Source organism: Cohnella phaseoli, from assembly GCF_003386235.1.
In the GTDB taxonomy this organism is placed as follows: domain Bacteria; phylum Bacillota; class Bacilli; order Paenibacillales; family Paenibacillaceae; genus Cohnella; species Cohnella phaseoli.
The window spans coordinates 78,740-95,513 of sequence record NZ_QRDZ01000001.1 but is presented as its reverse complement, the minus strand read 5'-3'; the positions used below and the strand labels follow the sequence as shown (position 1 = coordinate 95,513).

Genomic DNA, 16,774 nt, shown 5'->3' with positions numbered 1-16,774 from the left:
GCCACCCAACGGCACGGTTCATTCTTTGACGCTGCCCAGCACGATACCCTTCACGAAATACTTTTGCAGGAACGGATACAACACCAAAATCGGCAAAGCGCCCAGGAAAATTTGCGCGGCCTTCATCGTTCGATCGGATACGTCGCTTAACTCCTTCATCTCCTGCAAAGTCACGTTGCTCAGGTCCCGCTGAATGATGATCGTCTGCAGATAGCTTGACAGGGGGTAATTGTGTCGGCTGTTCATATAGATCAAACCGTCGAACCAGGAATTCCAATGACCGACGATCGTGAGCAGCGCGATAGTCGCAAGGGCCGGCAGCGACAGAGGGGCATAGATGGACCATAGGGCCTTCCAGTGGCCCGCTCCGTCGATGAACGAAGCTTCCTCGAGCTCCTTGGGCAGTCCGCGAAAAAAATTGATGAGCAAAATAACGCTAAACACGGGGACGGCCCCCGGAATGACCAATGCCCAGATGCTATCCAGCAAATGCGTATATTTGATCGTCATGTAAGTCGGAATAAGTCCGCCGTTAAACAGCATCGTGAATACGAAAAGCCACACCATCCAGGTTCGTGCCCGGAAAGATTTCGTCTCCTTGGACAACGGGTAAGCGGTTAGAAGCACAAGCAGCATATTGACCGCTATCCCCAGCCCCACCCGTTGAAGCGTAACGAAGAATGCCTCCAGAAAAGCCGGATTGCTCGCCACGAATCGGTAGGACTTCAAAGTGAAATCGACCGGCCATAAGTTGACCTGCCCGGCCGTCGCGGCGGCGCTCGAGCTTAAGGAAACGGCTAATACATGCACGAGCGGCAAAATGCACAGCAGCGACAACGCCGACAAAAAGAAGTAATTCGAAACGATAAACGCCTGGCGGCTCGGCGTGCGTTGACCTTTCATCCTCTTGCTCTCCTCTCGTTGCGTTAGAAGATCCGGTAATTGGCGAATCGATAAGCGAGCCAATAGGACACCGAGATCAGGACGAAAGAAACGACCGACTTGAACAGGCCTATGGCCGTAGCCAAGCTGTACTGCGCGTCGACAAGACCGATCCGATAGATCATCGTATCCAGAATATCTCCGGTTTCATAGACGATCGGGCTGTACAGATTAAAAATCTGATCGAACCCCGCGTTTAACACGTTGCCCAGACTTAAAGTCGCGAGCAAAATAATGATCGGCACGATGCCCGGAATCGTCACGTTCCACGTCATCTTCCATCTGGACGCTCCGTCGATTGCGGCCGCTTCGTACAAGGTCGGGTTAATGCCCGTCAAGGCGGCGAAAAACACGATCGTTCCGAATCCGAACTCCTTCCAAATATCGGTTACGACAATAATGAACCGGAACCAGGAATTATCGGCGAGGAAAAAAACCGGCTTTCCTCCGAACGCTGTAACGATCCCGTTCACGATACCCTCGGACGGCGACAAAATATCGACGAGAATGCCGCCCAATATGACCCAGGACAAAAAATGGGGCAAATAGATCATCGTCTGAACGCTTCGCTTGAAGCCGCTTCTGGTCACTTCGTTGAGCAGCAGCGCCACGACTAGCGGAACGATAAGTCCGAGAATCATTTTCATGACCGCGATAATTACCGTATTCCACAGCACGCGGAACGTATCCGGCAGCTTCACGATATACTCGAAGTTGTCCATGCCCGCCCACTCGGAGCTAAAGAAGCCTTTAGCCGGAATAAAATGCTGGAAAGCGATGCCGATGCCCGCCATCGGCACGTAGCAGTAAATCAGAATAATCGCCAATCCCGGAACGAGCATGAGATACAGCGGCACTTCCCGTCGCAGCTTTCCCGAGATCATCCTCCAACCTCCTCCCGTGCGTCACTGAGAGGCCGCATACCACTCGTTGACTTCCGCCGTAATTTGATCTCCGCCCAGTTGCTTCCACTGTGCCACGAATTTGTCGAATTCGTCGATCGAGGCGGCGCCCATAATAATCTTGGTGAACGTCTCCAGCTCCAGCTTGTCGAGAATCGCCTGCTTCTGCACCATCGTCTTGGTCGGAGGCCCGCCGTAGAGCGACGCTTTATAATGATTGCCGGCAATATAGCCGTCCACGACTTCCATCGTTTTCATGAAGGAATATTGAACCCAATACTTCGGGTCCGTGGTCTCGATATATTTCATGATTTCGTCGTAGGTTGCGGCTTGATCCGACTTCAGCTTGGAGGAATCCTTCGCCTCAACGGCCGCGCGAATCGTTGCCGCGGAGTTCATGTTAGCCGTAACGAAAGCGGAATTGATCAGCGCCATGTTGATGATTTCAATGCCGTCCTCCGACTTGCCGTACTTCAGGTTGCTCTCGACCGTGACGGTTTGCGGAGCAAGCTTCTCCAGATAGAGATTGGCCATCTTGATAATCGCTTCCGGATTCGCCGAGCCCTTCTTCACAACGTACCACTGGTTCAACGGGAAGTAATAAGACAGCTTCAACGGCTGACCGTCCGCCGTCGGAATCGGATAAGCGACCCAATTCGCCGTCGGATCCTTCTGCACGGCTTCGCCGAGCGGCCAGTTCATCGCCCATCCGTAGCCGAAATACATCCCCGCCTTGCCTCCGGTAATGCCCTCCAACGCTTTGGCGGTATCCTTGACGCCGAATTCCGGATCGACAATGCCCGCTTTGTACAGCTCTTGCAGCTTGGCCAGCGCCGTCTTCACTTCCGGCTGAATGCTTCCGTACGCCAATCCATCCCCGGAAGGGTCCTTGATCCACATGTACTGTTTCCAGGCCACGTTGGACGGATTCCCCTGATAGGCATTGAAGAAGCCTTGCAGATCGGGATATCCGTTAATGTCCTTGCTGATCGGAATACCGTACGTATCCTTCTTGCTGTTCCCGTCCGGGTCTTGCTCCGTGAACGCTTGGGCGATGTTCAGGACGTCGTCCCACGTCTTCGGCTCGGGAAGGCCGAGCTTATCCAGCCAGTCCTGGCGAACCCAAAGCACTTCGCTTCCGGAATAGTCGCCGCTGCCCGTCACGGGGAGCGCCATTAGCTTGCCGTTAACCGTAGAAGCGCCCAGGCCGACATCGCCGTATTCCGCGATCGCTTCCTTCAACAGCGGCGAGGCGTACTTCTCGTACGCTTCCGTCAAGTCCTCGAGCTGATCCGCCTCAACGAGCTGCTTCAGCGTTTTCGCGTCGACCGCGAACGTATCCGGCAAGTCGCCGGATGCGATCGAGAGGTTAAGCTTCTGATAGTACTGGTCGGAGGTGCCCGTCGTAATCCAGTCGTATTTCAGCTTGATGCCGAGCTCTTCCTCGTAAGCTCTCGTCCACGTGTTGACGTTTTCGTTGTCCCCTTCGATAAATTTCGTCCCCTGGTTATAATTGCGAACGGACGTAATTTCGATCGGCGTATCGTACTTGCCAAGCGGATTCGGCGACTCGCTTGCCTCCGATGTCGCCCCCGGCTCAGCCGCTGTCGAGGAAGCGGAGGGCGTACTCGAGGCCGAGGGCGTCCCTGTCGAAGCCGGGTTGTTCGAGCTGCAGGCCGTCATGACGAGCGATAACGTCATGATTACAGCGCTTGCTGTCAATGCGATTTTGCTTGTCTTCATGTCATGTCCCCCAAAAGATTGATCTGGAAGTTCGCGTTGCTCTTCCTGTATTCAGCATAAAAGAAAAAGAGCCGGCGAAACGACTCTAAAGATTCTACTTCTTACTCACTTTTCTTGTCGGTCGTAACCGTGCCGACGCTCCTGCGACTCTCTGAACTCTTGCGGAGTCAGACCTGTCGCCTTCTTGAAATACCGGTAAAAATAACGATCGTTCTCAAACCCGAGCAGCTTGGCGATCTCCTGGATTTTGAAGCGGGATTGGCCCAGCATTTCCTTCGCCTTGCCAATTCGGATCTCATGGATATAATCCGAAAGGTTCGTCTGAGTGATGTTCTTGTATAAGCGGGAAACATAGGCGGAGCTATGGCCTACGACTTCGCCGATTCTGGTGAGCGACACATCTCCCGCAATATTCATCTGCACGTAATGGTGGATTTGCTGCACTACATCATTTTCCTGCTGCTGCCTTCCGGCGGACTTGTATTGGAAAATCCGTTCCGCGACTTCCGCGTAGTACTCCGCCGTATCCGGCCAAGGCGCGGCGTTTCCAAGCGAGGCCAGTCGTCCGACGTCCACTGTTTTCCCCAGCTCGTCCCACAGGCTCCACTTGTTCAGGAAGCGGACGAACAGCAGGCCGAATGCGTATTTTAATTCCAGCGTCAGCGACTCTGCGGCGGCAGGCAGGGAGGAAACGATTGCGACGATTTGCGGAAACTCTTGAAAAAATTGATACCGCTGTCCATTCTCCAAATATTCCGCAAGCAATTCGATTCGACGGATTTGCAAACGGCTTCTGTATGTCCAGTTGTCTGCATCCCCGCGGTGCGTCTCTTCGCGTTCCGGTTCAATCAGCAGAAGCTCCTGCCCCATGCCGAGACCATGGCTTGACAGCAGCTTAAGCCGGTCGAACTTCTCTCCTGCGCGGCGCCACTCCGCCGCCTTGCCTGCCACTGTAACCGATAGCGGCAATTTCAGCAGGCTTTTGCACGTTCGCTGAACGCTCTCCATCATGCCGTGCACGAACCGAATCGCGCGATTCCACTCCCCTGCCGAGGGTTGGGCTCCGTCGGGCAGCGGCTTGGGCTGCATAAGCCAGATGAGCCGGGTTCTTTCATACGGTACCGTCACCAGATTGACGGACTCGGCGAAGTACTCTTCCACGATATTCTGAATGGCGAATAACAGCGGGGCACGATCGTAGTTGCTCCGGTATCCGTTCCAATCGTCCACTCGCCCGATCGCGATAAGAACGTCCATATTGCAGTCCAGCGGAATTTCCAGTGCTTTAAACTGCTCCAAGTCCTGTGCGGACGAGGCGCTCTCCTGAAGCAGGTCCAGCAGATGCTGTCTTTGCAGCGTCGGCAGAGCCAGCTTCAGACGACGCTTCGCCTGCTCGACCAGAATGTCCTGCCGAAGCTCCGCTTCAATGTCGGCGATGATTCGTTCCACCGCTTCGAGCAGCGCTTCGTCTCCCTCCGTCTTAAGCAAATATTGGCATGCGCCGTTTCTCATTGCGTCCTGAATGTAGTCGAATTCGCTGTAGCCCGTCAGAAAAACGACCCTGCACCGCGGCCATCGCTCCGCGATTTCCTTCTGCAGCTCCAAGCCGCTCATCTCCGGCATACGGATATCCGACACGACGATATCGATTTTTGTCCGTTCCAGCCAGTTCAAGGCCTCTTCGCCGTTATACGCTCGGTATGCCTCCAAGTCGAGCTGGCATTCCTGAGTAAAAAGCTCGTACAACCCGTCTACGACATGACGTTCGTTATCTACCAGAAGCAATCGGTACATGTAGATTTATCCTTCTTTCCGGTAAGGAATATGTAGAGTGACCCGCAAGCCGCCGCTATCTCCCCGAGCGAGGCACAATCCTCCCGATTCTCCGAATCTGAGCCGAAGGCGCTTGTGCACGTTGATGATGCCTGTCGTCTCGGTGAAATCCTCGGTCAGCATCAAGCTTTTCAATTCCGATAGCTTTCGATCGGTCAGATTGTTGCCGTTGTCTTCGATGTCGATAATTAAGCAGTCTTTCTCCCGCTCGAAGACGATATGGAGCCGGCCGTTGTCCTTCCGCTCCTCCAAACCGTATTGGAACGCGTTCTCGATAAGGGGCTGCAGAATCATTCGCGGGACGGCAATCGTCTTGCAATCCTCCGGAACAGCTTGCCAGATCACCTCGATCTGGCCCTGGAAGCGGATCATTTGAATTTCAACATAGGATTTGGCGTGGTCGATCTCCTTCTCCAGGGAAACCTCGTCCATCCCCGTTCTCGTCAGAAAATGGTAATACTTGCTGAGATGCTGCGTCATCTTTACGACATTGCCCAGATCCTCCGCTTTGGCCATGCGATACAAGGCGTAAAAGCTATTGTACAGAAAATGAGGATTGATCTGGGATTGCAGCTGTTTTAATTCCGCTCGCTGATTGCGAATTTGCTGTTCGTACACCTCGTGAATCAGCACCCTGAGGCGGTTGACCATTGTATTGAACTGATTATACAAGTAGCGGAATTCGTCGAACTTGCGATAATGCACGTTAACGCCCAAATCGCCGTGCTCGACTCTCCGGAACGCGCGAACCAACTGCCGCAGCGGACGATGGATAATTCGATACAGCCAATAGGAGAAGCCGACAATAACCGCCAATGAAAATGCGGACAGAACCCACATTAGAACTTTATAGACATTTAGCGGATTGAGAATTTGCCGTTCGGGATAATAGAGCAGCAATATAGCTCCGAGCGCCTGAGACCGCTCGTAGGTGATTAAGTAGGAGGTGCCTTCCAGCTTTATTTTCGCTTGTCCGCGTCCTGAGGAATCGTAAGCGAAAGAGGGCAGTTCCGCGGCCAGCGCCTCGTCCAATCCGGATTTTGCCCCGCCATCCACGATCCAAGAGCCGTCATCGGCCAGAAGCGCGGCTCCGCTGCCTTCCATGCCGGCTATCTGGTCTAGCGAATCGTTGATCTGCCGTTCCGAAAGCTCGACGGCAATGAGAAACACCGGCGCAACCTCGTCGTCATCGCTTTCAGGGTATGCGCTGCTTAAGTAGAGACGATCGTCCCAGCGGATAAGCGGGGATCTGGTTTTACGCGACAAAGCGTCCACCTTCTCAAGGGGCATCGGCGTTTCATCATACCGGGTGGAATGAATAATTTTTCCGATCAAGGGAACGTCAACGCTCGCTTCGTTAACGTAAAGATTGGAGTTTTTCAGCAGCTCGAGCTTTTTCTCGATTCGCAGAAAAGCGTTCGTCCGATCGAGCACGGGCATAAAATGGGCCATATTGCTTATCTTCTGGAAATCGTCGTCGAACAAATACTCTCTCTGCAGCGCTTCGATGCGGTTCATTTCGGCTTGAAACGAGCTCAAGTAGAAATGAACGTTCGATTGCATCGCGCCCCGAATTTCCTCGCGCATGTTGCCCGCCGCAGACTGATTGATGATTAGGCTGACCGCGAATACCGGAATGACAACGATCAGAAAGGTAAAGACGATCTTCGGATAGATGGACAGCCGTTGCGGATTCCAGATTGCGTTCATAAGCGAATACCTCCAAGTTAGCCCGGCAATAGAGAAATCAAGGCAGAGATAGTCGACTATCTCTGCCTTGATTATAATGGCGATCAGGATTTGTCAACTAGTCTGATGAACAGATCGTCGAACCAGGCCGTCCCGTTGACCCCCCATAGCTGCGCCTCAAGTTGCAAGGAGCTTGCCATCGGAGGAAGCGTGATCTTACCGCTGACGTACGTCCAGTCGTTCGTTCCGTGCAGCACGTTCGGAGCAATGTTCGCCTGCAGCCACTTTCCGTTCGAATCGAGCGCGATGGCCTGGAACTGGGCCCCCATGCTGCCCGGACTTACGCCCGACGTCTTCACCCAGCCTCCGAATTCGTATTCCTTGCTCATTTGCAGATTGCTTCTTTTCGTATACCAGGTCGAAGTCTGGTTTGCCGTATTCGTAATCTTAAGCGACTTCTTCCCGCTATAATAAGTTGTACCGTCCCATTCGAAAGGCGTGCCGGAGGACGTCCAGCTCCACCAATCCGCAGGACTTCCCGAACCGACCTCCGTGCCCGGGTTGGCGATGCCGGTATCGGCCGAATTCAGCTCGAAATCATCAAACCAGGCCGTACCCGTCGCGGCGAACAAGTTGCCTTCCACGAACAGATATGCCGTGCCGGCCGGCGGGTTTAAGCTTAATGCATATCTCTTCCAATCGGTCGTTCCCGTCACGAACGGCGTCCGATAGGTAGCGAGCACGTTCATCGCCGCATCTTTGGCTTCCACCGAGATGAAAGCGCCTTGGCTGCCCGAGATCGCCGACGTTTTGATCCATGCCGACAGTTGAATCGACGGCGTCGGGGCAGACACCTCCACTTGTGCGTACCAAGCGGAATTATCGGTTGCCGCATGACTGATTTTCAGCGATTTGCCGCCCCAATGGAAGGTACCTGCATCCCATGTCAACGCGCCGTGCCCCGACTGGTTCCACATGGTCCAATCCGCCGGAGCTCCAGAGCCGTTCTCGGCGCCTCCGTTCGGATTGTCTATCTTCTTGGGAAACTTCAATGTAAAAGCTTCGTTGCTGTCGATCTGAAATCTCGGGTAATAGCCTCTGAATCGAGCGCCGTTCTTGACAGTTAACGGCTTGGGCGAGCCAAATTCGTAGCGAATCGTCTGAGGCGAAGGCGGCTGATAGAAAGCAAGGCTTGTCGTCGTTTTCTCGATTAACGTCCCGGCATAAGTATCGCTCAACGTATTCGCGCTGCCGTCCGACCAGTAAGCAGTCGTAACATTCCGCGGCACGATGCCCCCGTCCTCGACGAAATAACCGCCCGGATTGGGACCTTGGACCTTCATCTCGATCCGATCCGGGTAAAAATCGTAGACCATCGTCTCGTCGCCCGCTACCGTTACGATTTGCTTATGCGTTGCGGATATCGATTGGGCGGTCACCGAATCCGCGGCATAATAACCGCCATGCTGGCCGGCCAGAGCCACCTCCGGCTGTTCCTCGAACCGGATATCGTCAAACCAGACCGTGCCGCTGTTCTCGTACAGGTTCGCCCCGATTTGGATCGTCGCCGTACCGAGCGGCACGGTCACGTCCGAGGTGAAATACGTCCAATCTTGAGTTCCCACGTTGGAATAAGCGTCTGCGCCGCCAGTCGCTCTGATCGTGTTGCCGGAGGAATCCAAAAATTGAATGTTCAGATAGGCGCCTCGTCCGGCGCTGTTGGGTCCGATAAGATTGTCCGTCTTGATCCAATAAGAAGCCTCATAGTGCTTGCCCGGAACGAAATTCGTCGTCTGCTGGTACCAAGTAGAGTTGGCTGTCTGCGCCGAATTGTGAATTTTAAGCGATCGGCTGCCGCTGTGTTTCACGGAGGAGTCCCACGTAAACGTGCCGTTCGCATTGTTCCATGAATGCCAATCGCTTGGAGCTGTCGTGCCGTTCTCCGCACCCCCGTTCACGATTTTATCGGAGTACGCGTTGGCGTCGTATTTGAAAACCATCGGAGCACTGAAAATATCCAGGCCTAGGTTTTGCCTATTGTAACCGAGCTTGTCTTGTACATAACCGATAACTCCCGCATTCTTGTACACTCTGACTTTGTATCCGTTCTCGTAATCGGAGTCGATCTCGTAATAATCGTAGTCCGTCGAATCGGTCATAGACAAAGTATTAGAGTATGTTTCAGAGCCAATCGTTACGGAAGCTTCCGACGAATAGCCCCCCTCGTTCTCCGAAGTATCCACGGCGGAAACCTTGTAATAATACGTCTGCCCTTGCTCGACGTTACGATCGTTGAAGGCAGGCGCGTCTCCGGCCGGAATCCAGATCTCCCCGACCTTGTTGTCCCTCGACGGGGCGAAGCCGCTCGTATTGCCCCGATAGATTCTGTAGTAGGACAGATCCGCTTCGGTTCCCGCCGTCCACGACAGCGTCGCCTTCTTGAAATCTGCGGAGGCGGCGCTGAGTCCGGTCACTTGTCCGGGAGCCGAATCGTCGGGAATATCCGTATAAAAATAAATCGTATTGGCCGGTACCGTATCGGTGAACGAAACGCCGTTAACGGTCTTCGTCCCGAAGCTGGACGGAATTTCGCCGAATTTGTCCACCAGGTCCAGCGAGGCGGAAGAAAAACGATACTTCTTGAAGGTTGTATTCAATGCGCTGTCCAGCGCGAAGCTGACGTTCGCATCGTTGTCCGACCAGTTCACCGCGATAATCGTATGCTTGCCTTCCGCCGTACGGATCATGGCGGGGATGACTGCTTCGTCGCTCGTGACGGCCTCATACGTCGTCGAACTTCTGGGTACAAACTTGTAGGCGAGCGCCGTCGCCTTGTAATTCGGCCTTGGCGTGAAGTTCTCCTGTTTGCTGCCGATCATGCCGAATCCATAATCGCCGAAGCTGGTCGAGGTTTGGTTGGAGCCGGGGGGCCACGTCCAAATATCGTCCGCGAACGACCATCTGCCGAACTCGCTCACCCCGGTCCTTAAGCCGTTGGCGATTAGCGCCACCGCATTCAGGCCGTCCTCCGGCCTGCGAATCGTGCCGGTAGGCGTATAATCCGTAATCATGATCGGCTTGTCGGCGCCGTCCGGATCGTTGCTCTTGACGATATCGATAAAGCTTTGGAGCAGAGCGACATACGAGCCGTCCGTCGCTTCGGCTTTCGTCTGTCCGGAGTGAATCGTGTAGGCGTCGAGGCTGGAAGGAATATTCAGCGACAAGTCGTCCAGCCAGGCGGCGGTATCGTGATCGCTGTAGCCGATTTCCGGACCGATCAGCTTGACGTAAGCCAACATGCCTTCAAGCTGCAGCCGGTCATGGACCGCCGTCATGGAAGCCTTGTAATTGTCCAGCTTGCTCACGCCGGGAGGAGCAAGGAAGAAGTTGTTCGGCTCCCCGGAGAATGATACGTATTTTACGTTCGTGAACCCCTTCGTCACGACCAAGTGCTTCACCATGGCCGCAATGTGTTCGGCATATTCGGGAATCCGACCGACGTTAGGGCCGGTATTGACTTTATTTTCGGCGATCAGCCACGGATACATGACTCTCGGGTCGTCCACCATAACATCGACGAATACGTCGACGCCCATAGCCTTGAAGGCCTCCAGATATTTGTACAGGGAACGCATCTCGATGCTGTCCCACGTAAAGCCGGAATCCAGCATCACGTCCGGATCGTTGTTGTCGTTCGCGGGCTCCCACCATGAACCGTCAAGCCATAGGCGAGCGACCGTCGTGCCCGTCTTCTTAAACTGCGTCATGATCGCCGCCAGATCGTCGTCGTTAAAATCCTTCACCTGCCAAGAAGCATGATAGCCGAAAGGCATGATCGTCCCGCCCATTCCGAGCGTCGTACCGCCGTAGGCCGGGCTATTGTTCCTTAGTTCAATGTCGACCGTCGAGCTGGCATAAACTTTGTTTGCGCTTTCATAATAAGGGAGACCCCCCAGCGTTAATGCGACAATAAGTCCGAGCACAAACGACAACTTCAACCTTGTCACGATTACTCCTCCTTGATTGATTTGTTTAAGGCGACTCTATCAGACATTGCGCCTGTCCAAATCGTAAAATGAACGAACCGGAAAATCGACTCTAAAGTTTCTACTTGGCACTCTCTTTTCTTGTTGGCAAATGAAAGAGGCTCACTCGTATGAAAAATGCGGCACCTGCTCCGAATCTCGGATAAGGCGCCGCATCTTGTTGCTAGGGGATGAAGCTTATGATCTCATTCGCTATTCCCTGACAGGCACAATGGCATTGATCTTTTGTTTAAATTCCTTCGGGGTGCATCCGTTAAATCGCTTGAACAGCTTGAAAAAGTGCGCCATGTTCTCAAAGCCGACGCTTCTGGCGATATCGTCGATATTTCGGCCGCTGGTAGCGAGCAAACGCTCCGCTTTGGCGATTTTCTTGCGGTTGACGAAGCTGGTGAAGGACAATCCCATCGTTTTCTTAAACGCCTTCGAGAAATACGAGTAGCTCATTCCCGCAAGCCTGCTGACTTCCTCCAGCTCGATCCTGTCTGAGAAATTCTGCTCAATGTATTCCAATACCGGCTTCATGGCGTCGGAATTCGAGCCGCCTTGGGCTTGAAGCAGTCCGCGTGAATCCCCTCTCAGCAAAGTGAGCAGCAAATGCTTGATTTGCATACTGGCCACAATCTCGTAACCTACCGGTTTCTCCATGATTTCCGAATGAATGCGTTCGATGATAGATCCTGCCTCGGCGCGCAAGGCGGCATTTTCCCGAAAGATGTAGTTCAGTTCTTCCAGCGGGCAGGAAACCTCCGAGAAATGACGGTAGTAGCGCATCATAGAGGGATCGAAATACGTTTCCAAATCGAAGTGAAGTACGATATACACGAGTTCCTTACTTATCGGCCGTCCTCTGTGAAGCTGGGACGAGCCGATGACCATCACGTCCCCTTCATTCAGCGTATAGGAACGGTTTGGCGTAAACATGTTGTGGGCGCCTTGCTTTACCAAGAGGAATTCAACCTCTTTATGATAATGCCAGGTAGCCGGCAGCATCGACTCCTCCTGCCGAGCCGTTCCATCCCTTTCCTCGAATTGCCATACTTTGAGGCACAATACGGGATCCTGGTAGTGAATCGGTTCTTTGAAGATTTCCATCGGCGAAAGCATCCTCCGTTAACCGGCATGGCGAAATTGGATATAAATCGGACAAAACCCGACGTATACCTGCCATCTTAATAATTGTATCGTAACGGTAACACGTTTTCATTATATCTATCTCATAACGATTACGAAAAGAGGGATTGCCATGAAAGTCGCGATTGTAGGCTGCGGAGGACTCGGCAACGTTCATGCAAGCGCCTATGCGAAAATAGCGGGCGTAACTGTTGTCGGCGTCTACGACACCGAGACGGCAAATATGCTGCAGATGGCCGAACGAATCGGTGCGAAGCCGTATTCATCTTATGAAGAGATGCTGGAACAATCCGGCTGCGAGGCGGTTAGCGTGACCGTGCCCAGCTACCTGCACAAAGAGATGACCTGCAAAGCCGCACAGGCGGGGAAGCATGTCATCTGCGAAAAGCCGATGGCCTTAAATCTGGAGGATGCGGCGGAGATGCTGCGAGTATGTGAACAAAATAGCGTACATTTATACATCGGCCATGTCGTTCGCTTTTTCCCGGAGTATGTACAAATGAAGGAGCAGGTGGCGAGTCAGGCTCTAGGCCGAATCGGCGTCGCCCACCTGAAACGGATCGGCGGTCATCCCGGCCACGCTCGCAGCTGGTATACGTACGACAGCTTGAGCGGCGGCGTTGTACTGGATTTAATGGTCCATGACCTTGACTTCCTGCGCTGGTCCTTGGGCGAAGTCCGCTCGGTATATGGCGTACGCAAACGCAAGGAAGACGTAGATCATGCGCTGGCAACCCTTATTTTTGAAAGCGGTGCGGTTGCCAATGTTGAGGCGTATTGGGGCTACCCCGGCCCGTTCACGACAGCGGCGGATATTGCCGGCAGCGGCGGCGTCATTCGCAGCGACAGCTCCAAATCCGTCTCGCTCCATATTCGCAAAGCCGCTTCCCCCGGTTCCACAGGTCCGTTCGTTGAAGTTCCTAATAGCCCGGTGTTTAACAGTCCGTATGAGCTGGAAATCCGCCATTTCCTCGATTGCATTCAAAATAACAGCAAGCCCGTCGTTACGGCGCACGACGCCTATAAAGCGATGGAAATCGGCCTTGCCGTCATGGAATCCTCGCAAAGCGGGCAAGCCATTTTATTGAATCACGGTGTTCGGGAGGGTTCGAAATGAATAAACTAAAGGTCGGAATGATCAGCTTCGCCCACGGCCACGCCTTCTCCTATCTAGACGTCCTGCTTAAGCTGCCGCAGGTCGAGGTGGTCGGAATTGCCGATGAAATCAAGAGCCGTGTTGATGAAGTCGCGACAGCAAACGGATTACGCTATTACGAGGATTACAAAGATTTGCTTGCCGACGGTGAGATGGATGCAGTTATTATCTGCTCGGAAAATATCCATCACGCCAAGCTTACAATCGACGCCGCTCAAGCGGGCAAACATGTGATCTGCGAAAAACCGCTGGGTATCTCCATTGACGAGATGGAGCGGATGATCTCCGTCTGTAACGATAACAATGTGACGTTGTTTACCGCGTTCCCTTGCCGTTATATCGCTCCGGTGATCGATGCAAAGGCGGCCATCGATCGCGGCGATATCGGCGAGATCCTGTCCATCAAAGGAACGAACCGCGGTTCTATGCCGGGAGGTTGGTTCGTTAAGCCGGAGCTGTCCGGCGGCGGAGCGCTGCTCGACCATACGGTCCATGTCATGGATCTTATGAACTGGTTCACGGGAGCACAGGTCAATGAAGTATACGCCTATGCGGCGACGCTTTTCCATGAGGATTTAGAAGTTGACGATACCGGGATGATCCACGTCAAATTCGATAACGGGGTATTTGGAGTCATCGATACGAGCTGGTCGCGGCCGAAAGCATTCCCGGCATGGGGCGACGTAACGCTGGAAATCATAGGCACTAAAGGCTCCATATCCGTCGACAGCTTCAATTCGAAGAACGACTTTTACAGCGAGCAGTCGGGCAAAGGCCTGTATTTGTCTTGGGGAGATTCGATGGATTTCTATATGATACAAGCTTTTGTCGACGCGCTCATCGCATGCCGTCCCGCTCCGATCTCCGGCGTTGACGGCATGCGGTCCGCTGAAGTGGCGCTTGCGGGATACGAATCCGTCAAGACCGGACAGCCTGTGAAAATTCGCGGCTAATCTCCCCCCTTCGCCCGAACGGGTTTTCTGATTTCGCTTGTTCACCGTATGGGGAGCATTTACAATGTCGCTCAGACTTCCTTATGACGCGGCTTGTTCGCTCAAATGGCTCTCTTCGCCGTTAGGGGGCGGACATCCGACTTTCGTCCGATGCTCAGTTGAATGATCATCATGACGACGAGCGCCGCCAAGCCCGCAATGGCTGGAACGTAGCTGTCCGCGACGTCATGGACAACGCCGACGAACAAAGGTCCCAGCGAGGCGATCGTGTAGCCGCCGGATTGCGTCATGGCGGACAAAGCGCTCGCCTCCTCCGCGCTTCCCGATTCGTCGATGGGCAGCATTAGCGCGATCGGAAACAGACCGCCCGCGCCGATGCCGAGCAGAATCGCGATTAGCCATGGAGAAGCATGGGCCAACAATAGAAGCAAGCCAATCAGCTCCAAGGCGGAGCAAGCGACCAGCCATACCGCCTTCCTCCCGTAACGGCCGATCAGCAACGGAATAAGCAGACTTACCGGAATCTGAATCAGGGTGAACAAGGTCAGCACCGATGCCGCCGTCTGCCTGTCGAAGCCCATCTCCTCTACGATCGGAGCCAGCCAAGCCGTCATCGAATAGAACATGATCGCCATGATGCCGAAGAAGGCGGTCAGGAGCCAAGCCCGTTTGCTGCGGAGCAACGCCCGTCCGTGCGACTTTGCGTCGCTGCCGGCGCCGGCTTTGCTCCGGGTGTTGGCCGCTTCGCCCGCAGGCAGAGCCGACTTTGCCGGCCTCCACCAGAAGAACAGAGCGAGGAATGCCAGTACCGCCCAAGAGGCGGTCGACGCCTGCCAGGAGTCGAATGCCGTCTGCAGCGGAACGGCCAGCCATGCGCCAAGCGCGGCACCGATGACAAGCGACATCGAATATACGCCTACGATCGCCGACGGGTTGGCGAAATGCCGTTTGATGAAGCCGGACAGCAGCGGCCCGGTCACGGCGATGCCGACTCCGGCCAAGAGCGCGGTCGCCAGCAGCAGCCATTCGGTGGAAGCGGCGTATCTCGCCGCCGTCGCCGCGCCGATCAGCAGCAGACTGTAGGCGACCGTTCGTTCGATGCCCCAGCGCGAGCTGAGCTTGACGGCCGCAGGCGCAAATAAACCCATGCAGAGCACGGGAAGGGAAGTAAGCAGACTGGCTGCGGATCCGCTCATGTCGAGCGAATCCCGGATCGTTCCGAGCAGCGGGGATACGGAGGAAATAGCGGGACGCAAATTCAGAGAAGCAAGAAATAGGGCGGCAAGCAAAAAAACGAAACGCATCGTATACTCATCTCCATCCGATCTTGTTGCCAAATGCCTTAAGGTTGGTGTTAACAGTGTATAGCGGAGTATACGATTGATCAATACTATTATTTCTATTATTATCATTGGTAAAACCAATGATAAAGAGGCGATTCCTGTTGGAAATCCGGCAGCTTCAGTATTTTATGGCCGTGTGCGAGGAAATGCACTTTACCAAGGCGGCGGAGAGGATCGGAATTTCCCAGCCGACGCTCAGCCAGCAGATTCGCGCGCTGGAGGACGAGCTGAATACGCCTCTGTTCGATCGGCTGGGCAAAAAAATCGCGCTGACCGAGGCGGGTTCGCTGCTGCTTCAGTACAGCTCCCAGATCGCTCGCGATCTGCAGAACGCCAAAGATGCGATTGCCGATCTGCGCAAAGCGCAGCGGGGCGCTCTGCGCATCGGCGTGCTTCCGTCGGATCTCGATTACCGCATTACCGGACTGCTGACGGAATTCCACCGCCAATTTCCGGGAATCAAGCTGCAGGTATTCGCCTCGGTCGACATTTTGCAGCTTGTGCTGGACAACGAGGTCGATATCGGCATCAGTCTCGAAGGGCCGCCGGACGACCGGCTGGTGAGAATTCCGCTATGCCGAGAGGAATATGCGATCGTCGTGTCCGGCGGCCACCCGCTCCAGAGCAGGAAAGAGCCGCTCCGTCTCGACGAGCTGAGGACGATTCCGATGATCATGTACCCGGAAGGCTACATCGGGCGGGACATCGTCGAGAGCTTCACGCGAAAGCGCGGCTTTACGCTGAATACGACGATGGAGACGACGTCGGCCACCTCGGTGCTAAATCTGGTTAAAGCGAATACGGGAGCGACCGTCCAGCCTTACCCGCTCATTCAGCAGATCAACGATCCCCAGCTGATCTGCGTTCCAATTGTGGAGGAGACGCCGTACCGAAGCCTGGAAATTCTGTACCGCTCCGACCGTTATCTCGGCCTGGCGGCCAAAGCGTTCATGGACCGAATCGTCTCCTTCTTCTCCGATTGAGCCAAAATTCGGCGGCTTTAACTATACGAGCAAACGTTAGCGCCCGATGCTTC

Annotated in this window: 11 protein-coding genes; 3 read left to right on the top strand and 8 right to left on the bottom strand. The window is 54.2% G+C overall.

The annotated features are described in order from the left end of the window. Positions 1 to 18: 18 nt before the first annotated feature. From DFP98_RS00375 to DFP98_RS00345, 7 genes are all read right to left on the bottom strand, one after another. Positions 19 to 903 (bottom strand): carbohydrate ABC transporter permease, encoded by an 885-nt coding sequence (locus tag DFP98_RS00375; protein WP_116058576.1) that lies wholly within the window; start codon positions 901 to 903, stop codon positions 19 to 21. Between the two features lie 23 nt (positions 904 to 926). Then, entirely contained in the window at positions 927 to 1,826 is a 900-nt protein-coding gene (locus tag DFP98_RS00370) for an ABC transporter permease (protein ID WP_116058575.1), read from the bottom strand. A gap of 21 nt (positions 1,827 to 1,847) precedes the next feature. After that, on the bottom strand, positions 1,848 to 3,587 hold the full coding sequence (locus DFP98_RS00365) for an extracellular solute-binding protein (RefSeq protein ID WP_116058574.1): 1,740 nt from the start codon (positions 3,585 to 3,587) through the stop codon (positions 1,848 to 1,850). A gap of 105 nt (positions 3,588 to 3,692) precedes the next feature. After that, entirely contained in the window at positions 3,693 to 5,381 is a 1,689-nt protein-coding gene (locus DFP98_RS00360; RefSeq protein ID WP_116058573.1) for a response regulator transcription factor, read from the bottom strand. 6 nt (positions 5,382 to 5,387) lie between these two features. Beyond that, positions 5,388 to 7,130: a sensor histidine kinase gene (locus DFP98_RS00355; protein WP_116058572.1), complete on the bottom strand. Its 1,743-nt coding sequence runs from the start codon at positions 7,128 to 7,130 to the stop codon at positions 5,388 to 5,390. An 83-nt stretch (positions 7,131 to 7,213) separates the two neighbouring features. Next, complete coding sequence (locus DFP98_RS00350; RefSeq protein ID WP_116058571.1) at positions 7,214 to 11,116, bottom strand: carbohydrate binding domain-containing protein; 3,903 nt, start codon at positions 11,114 to 11,116, stop codon at positions 7,214 to 7,216. Between the two features lie 231 nt (positions 11,117 to 11,347). Continuing rightward, the gene (locus DFP98_RS00345; protein WP_116058570.1) at positions 11,348 to 12,247 is read right to left on the bottom strand and encodes an AraC family transcriptional regulator; all 900 of its coding nucleotides are present in this window, start codon (positions 12,245 to 12,247) and stop codon (positions 11,348 to 11,350) included. A 151-nt stretch (positions 12,248 to 12,398) separates the two neighbouring features. On the opposite strand from DFP98_RS00345, the gene DFP98_RS00340 reads away from it, so the two are divergent. Both DFP98_RS00340 and DFP98_RS00335 read left to right on the top strand, forming a co-directional pair. Next, a complete protein-coding gene (locus DFP98_RS00340; protein WP_116058569.1) occupies positions 12,399 to 13,403 on the top strand; it encodes a Gfo/Idh/MocA family protein in 1,005 nt (334 codons plus the stop codon). Then, on the top strand, positions 13,400 to 14,395 hold the full coding sequence (locus tag DFP98_RS00335) for a Gfo/Idh/MocA family protein (protein ID WP_116058568.1): 996 nt from the start codon (positions 13,400 to 13,402) through the stop codon (positions 14,393 to 14,395). The genes DFP98_RS00340 and DFP98_RS00335 overlap by 4 nt, the downstream gene beginning before the upstream one ends. Before the next feature lie 101 nt (positions 14,396 to 14,496). Here the strand turns inward: DFP98_RS00335 and DFP98_RS00330 are convergent, their stop codons facing one another. Beyond that, entirely contained in the window at positions 14,497 to 15,699 is a 1,203-nt protein-coding gene (locus DFP98_RS00330) for an MFS transporter (protein ID WP_116058567.1), read from the bottom strand. 140 nt (positions 15,700 to 15,839) lie between these two features. Here DFP98_RS00330 and DFP98_RS00325 point away from each other — a divergent pair, with 140 nt between their 5' ends. Beyond that, positions 15,840 to 16,721, top strand: coding sequence for a LysR family transcriptional regulator (locus DFP98_RS00325; RefSeq protein WP_116058566.1), 882 nt, complete (start codon positions 15,840 to 15,842; stop codon positions 16,719 to 16,721). The last annotated feature ends 53 nt before the right edge of the window (positions 16,722 to 16,774 follow it).

What these genes read in the sequence shown, in the direction of transcription:
- DFP98_RS00360 (WP_116058573.1), bottom strand. Translation starts at nt 5,381, where the DNA reads ATGTACCGATTGCTTCTGGTAGATAACGAACGTCATGTCGTAGACGGG.
- DFP98_RS00330 (WP_116058567.1), bottom strand. Translation starts at nt 15,699, where the DNA reads ATGCGTTTCGTTTTTTTGCTTGCCGCCCTATTTCTTGCTTCTCTGAAT.
- DFP98_RS00335 (WP_116058568.1), top strand. Translation starts at nt 13,400, where the DNA reads ATGAATAAACTAAAGGTCGGAATGATCAGCTTCGCCCACGGCCACGCC.
- DFP98_RS00355 (WP_116058572.1), bottom strand. Translation starts at nt 7,130, where the DNA reads ATGAACGCAATCTGGAATCCGCAACGGCTGTCCATCTATCCGAAGATC.
- DFP98_RS00375 (WP_116058576.1), bottom strand. Translation starts at nt 903, where the DNA reads ATGAAAGGTCAACGCACGCCGAGCCGCCAGGCGTTTATCGTTTCGAAT.
- DFP98_RS00365 (WP_116058574.1), bottom strand. Translation starts at nt 3,587, where the DNA reads ATGAAGACAAGCAAAATCGCATTGACAGCAAGCGCTGTAATCATGACG.
- DFP98_RS00370 (WP_116058575.1), bottom strand. Translation starts at nt 1,826, where the DNA reads ATGATCTCGGGAAAGCTGCGACGGGAAGTGCCGCTGTATCTCATGCTC.
- DFP98_RS00340 (WP_116058569.1), top strand. Translation starts at nt 12,399, where the DNA reads ATGAAAGTCGCGATTGTAGGCTGCGGAGGACTCGGCAACGTTCATGCA.
- DFP98_RS00345 (WP_116058570.1), bottom strand. Translation starts at nt 12,247, where the DNA reads ATGGAAATCTTCAAAGAACCGATTCACTACCAGGATCCCGTATTGTGC.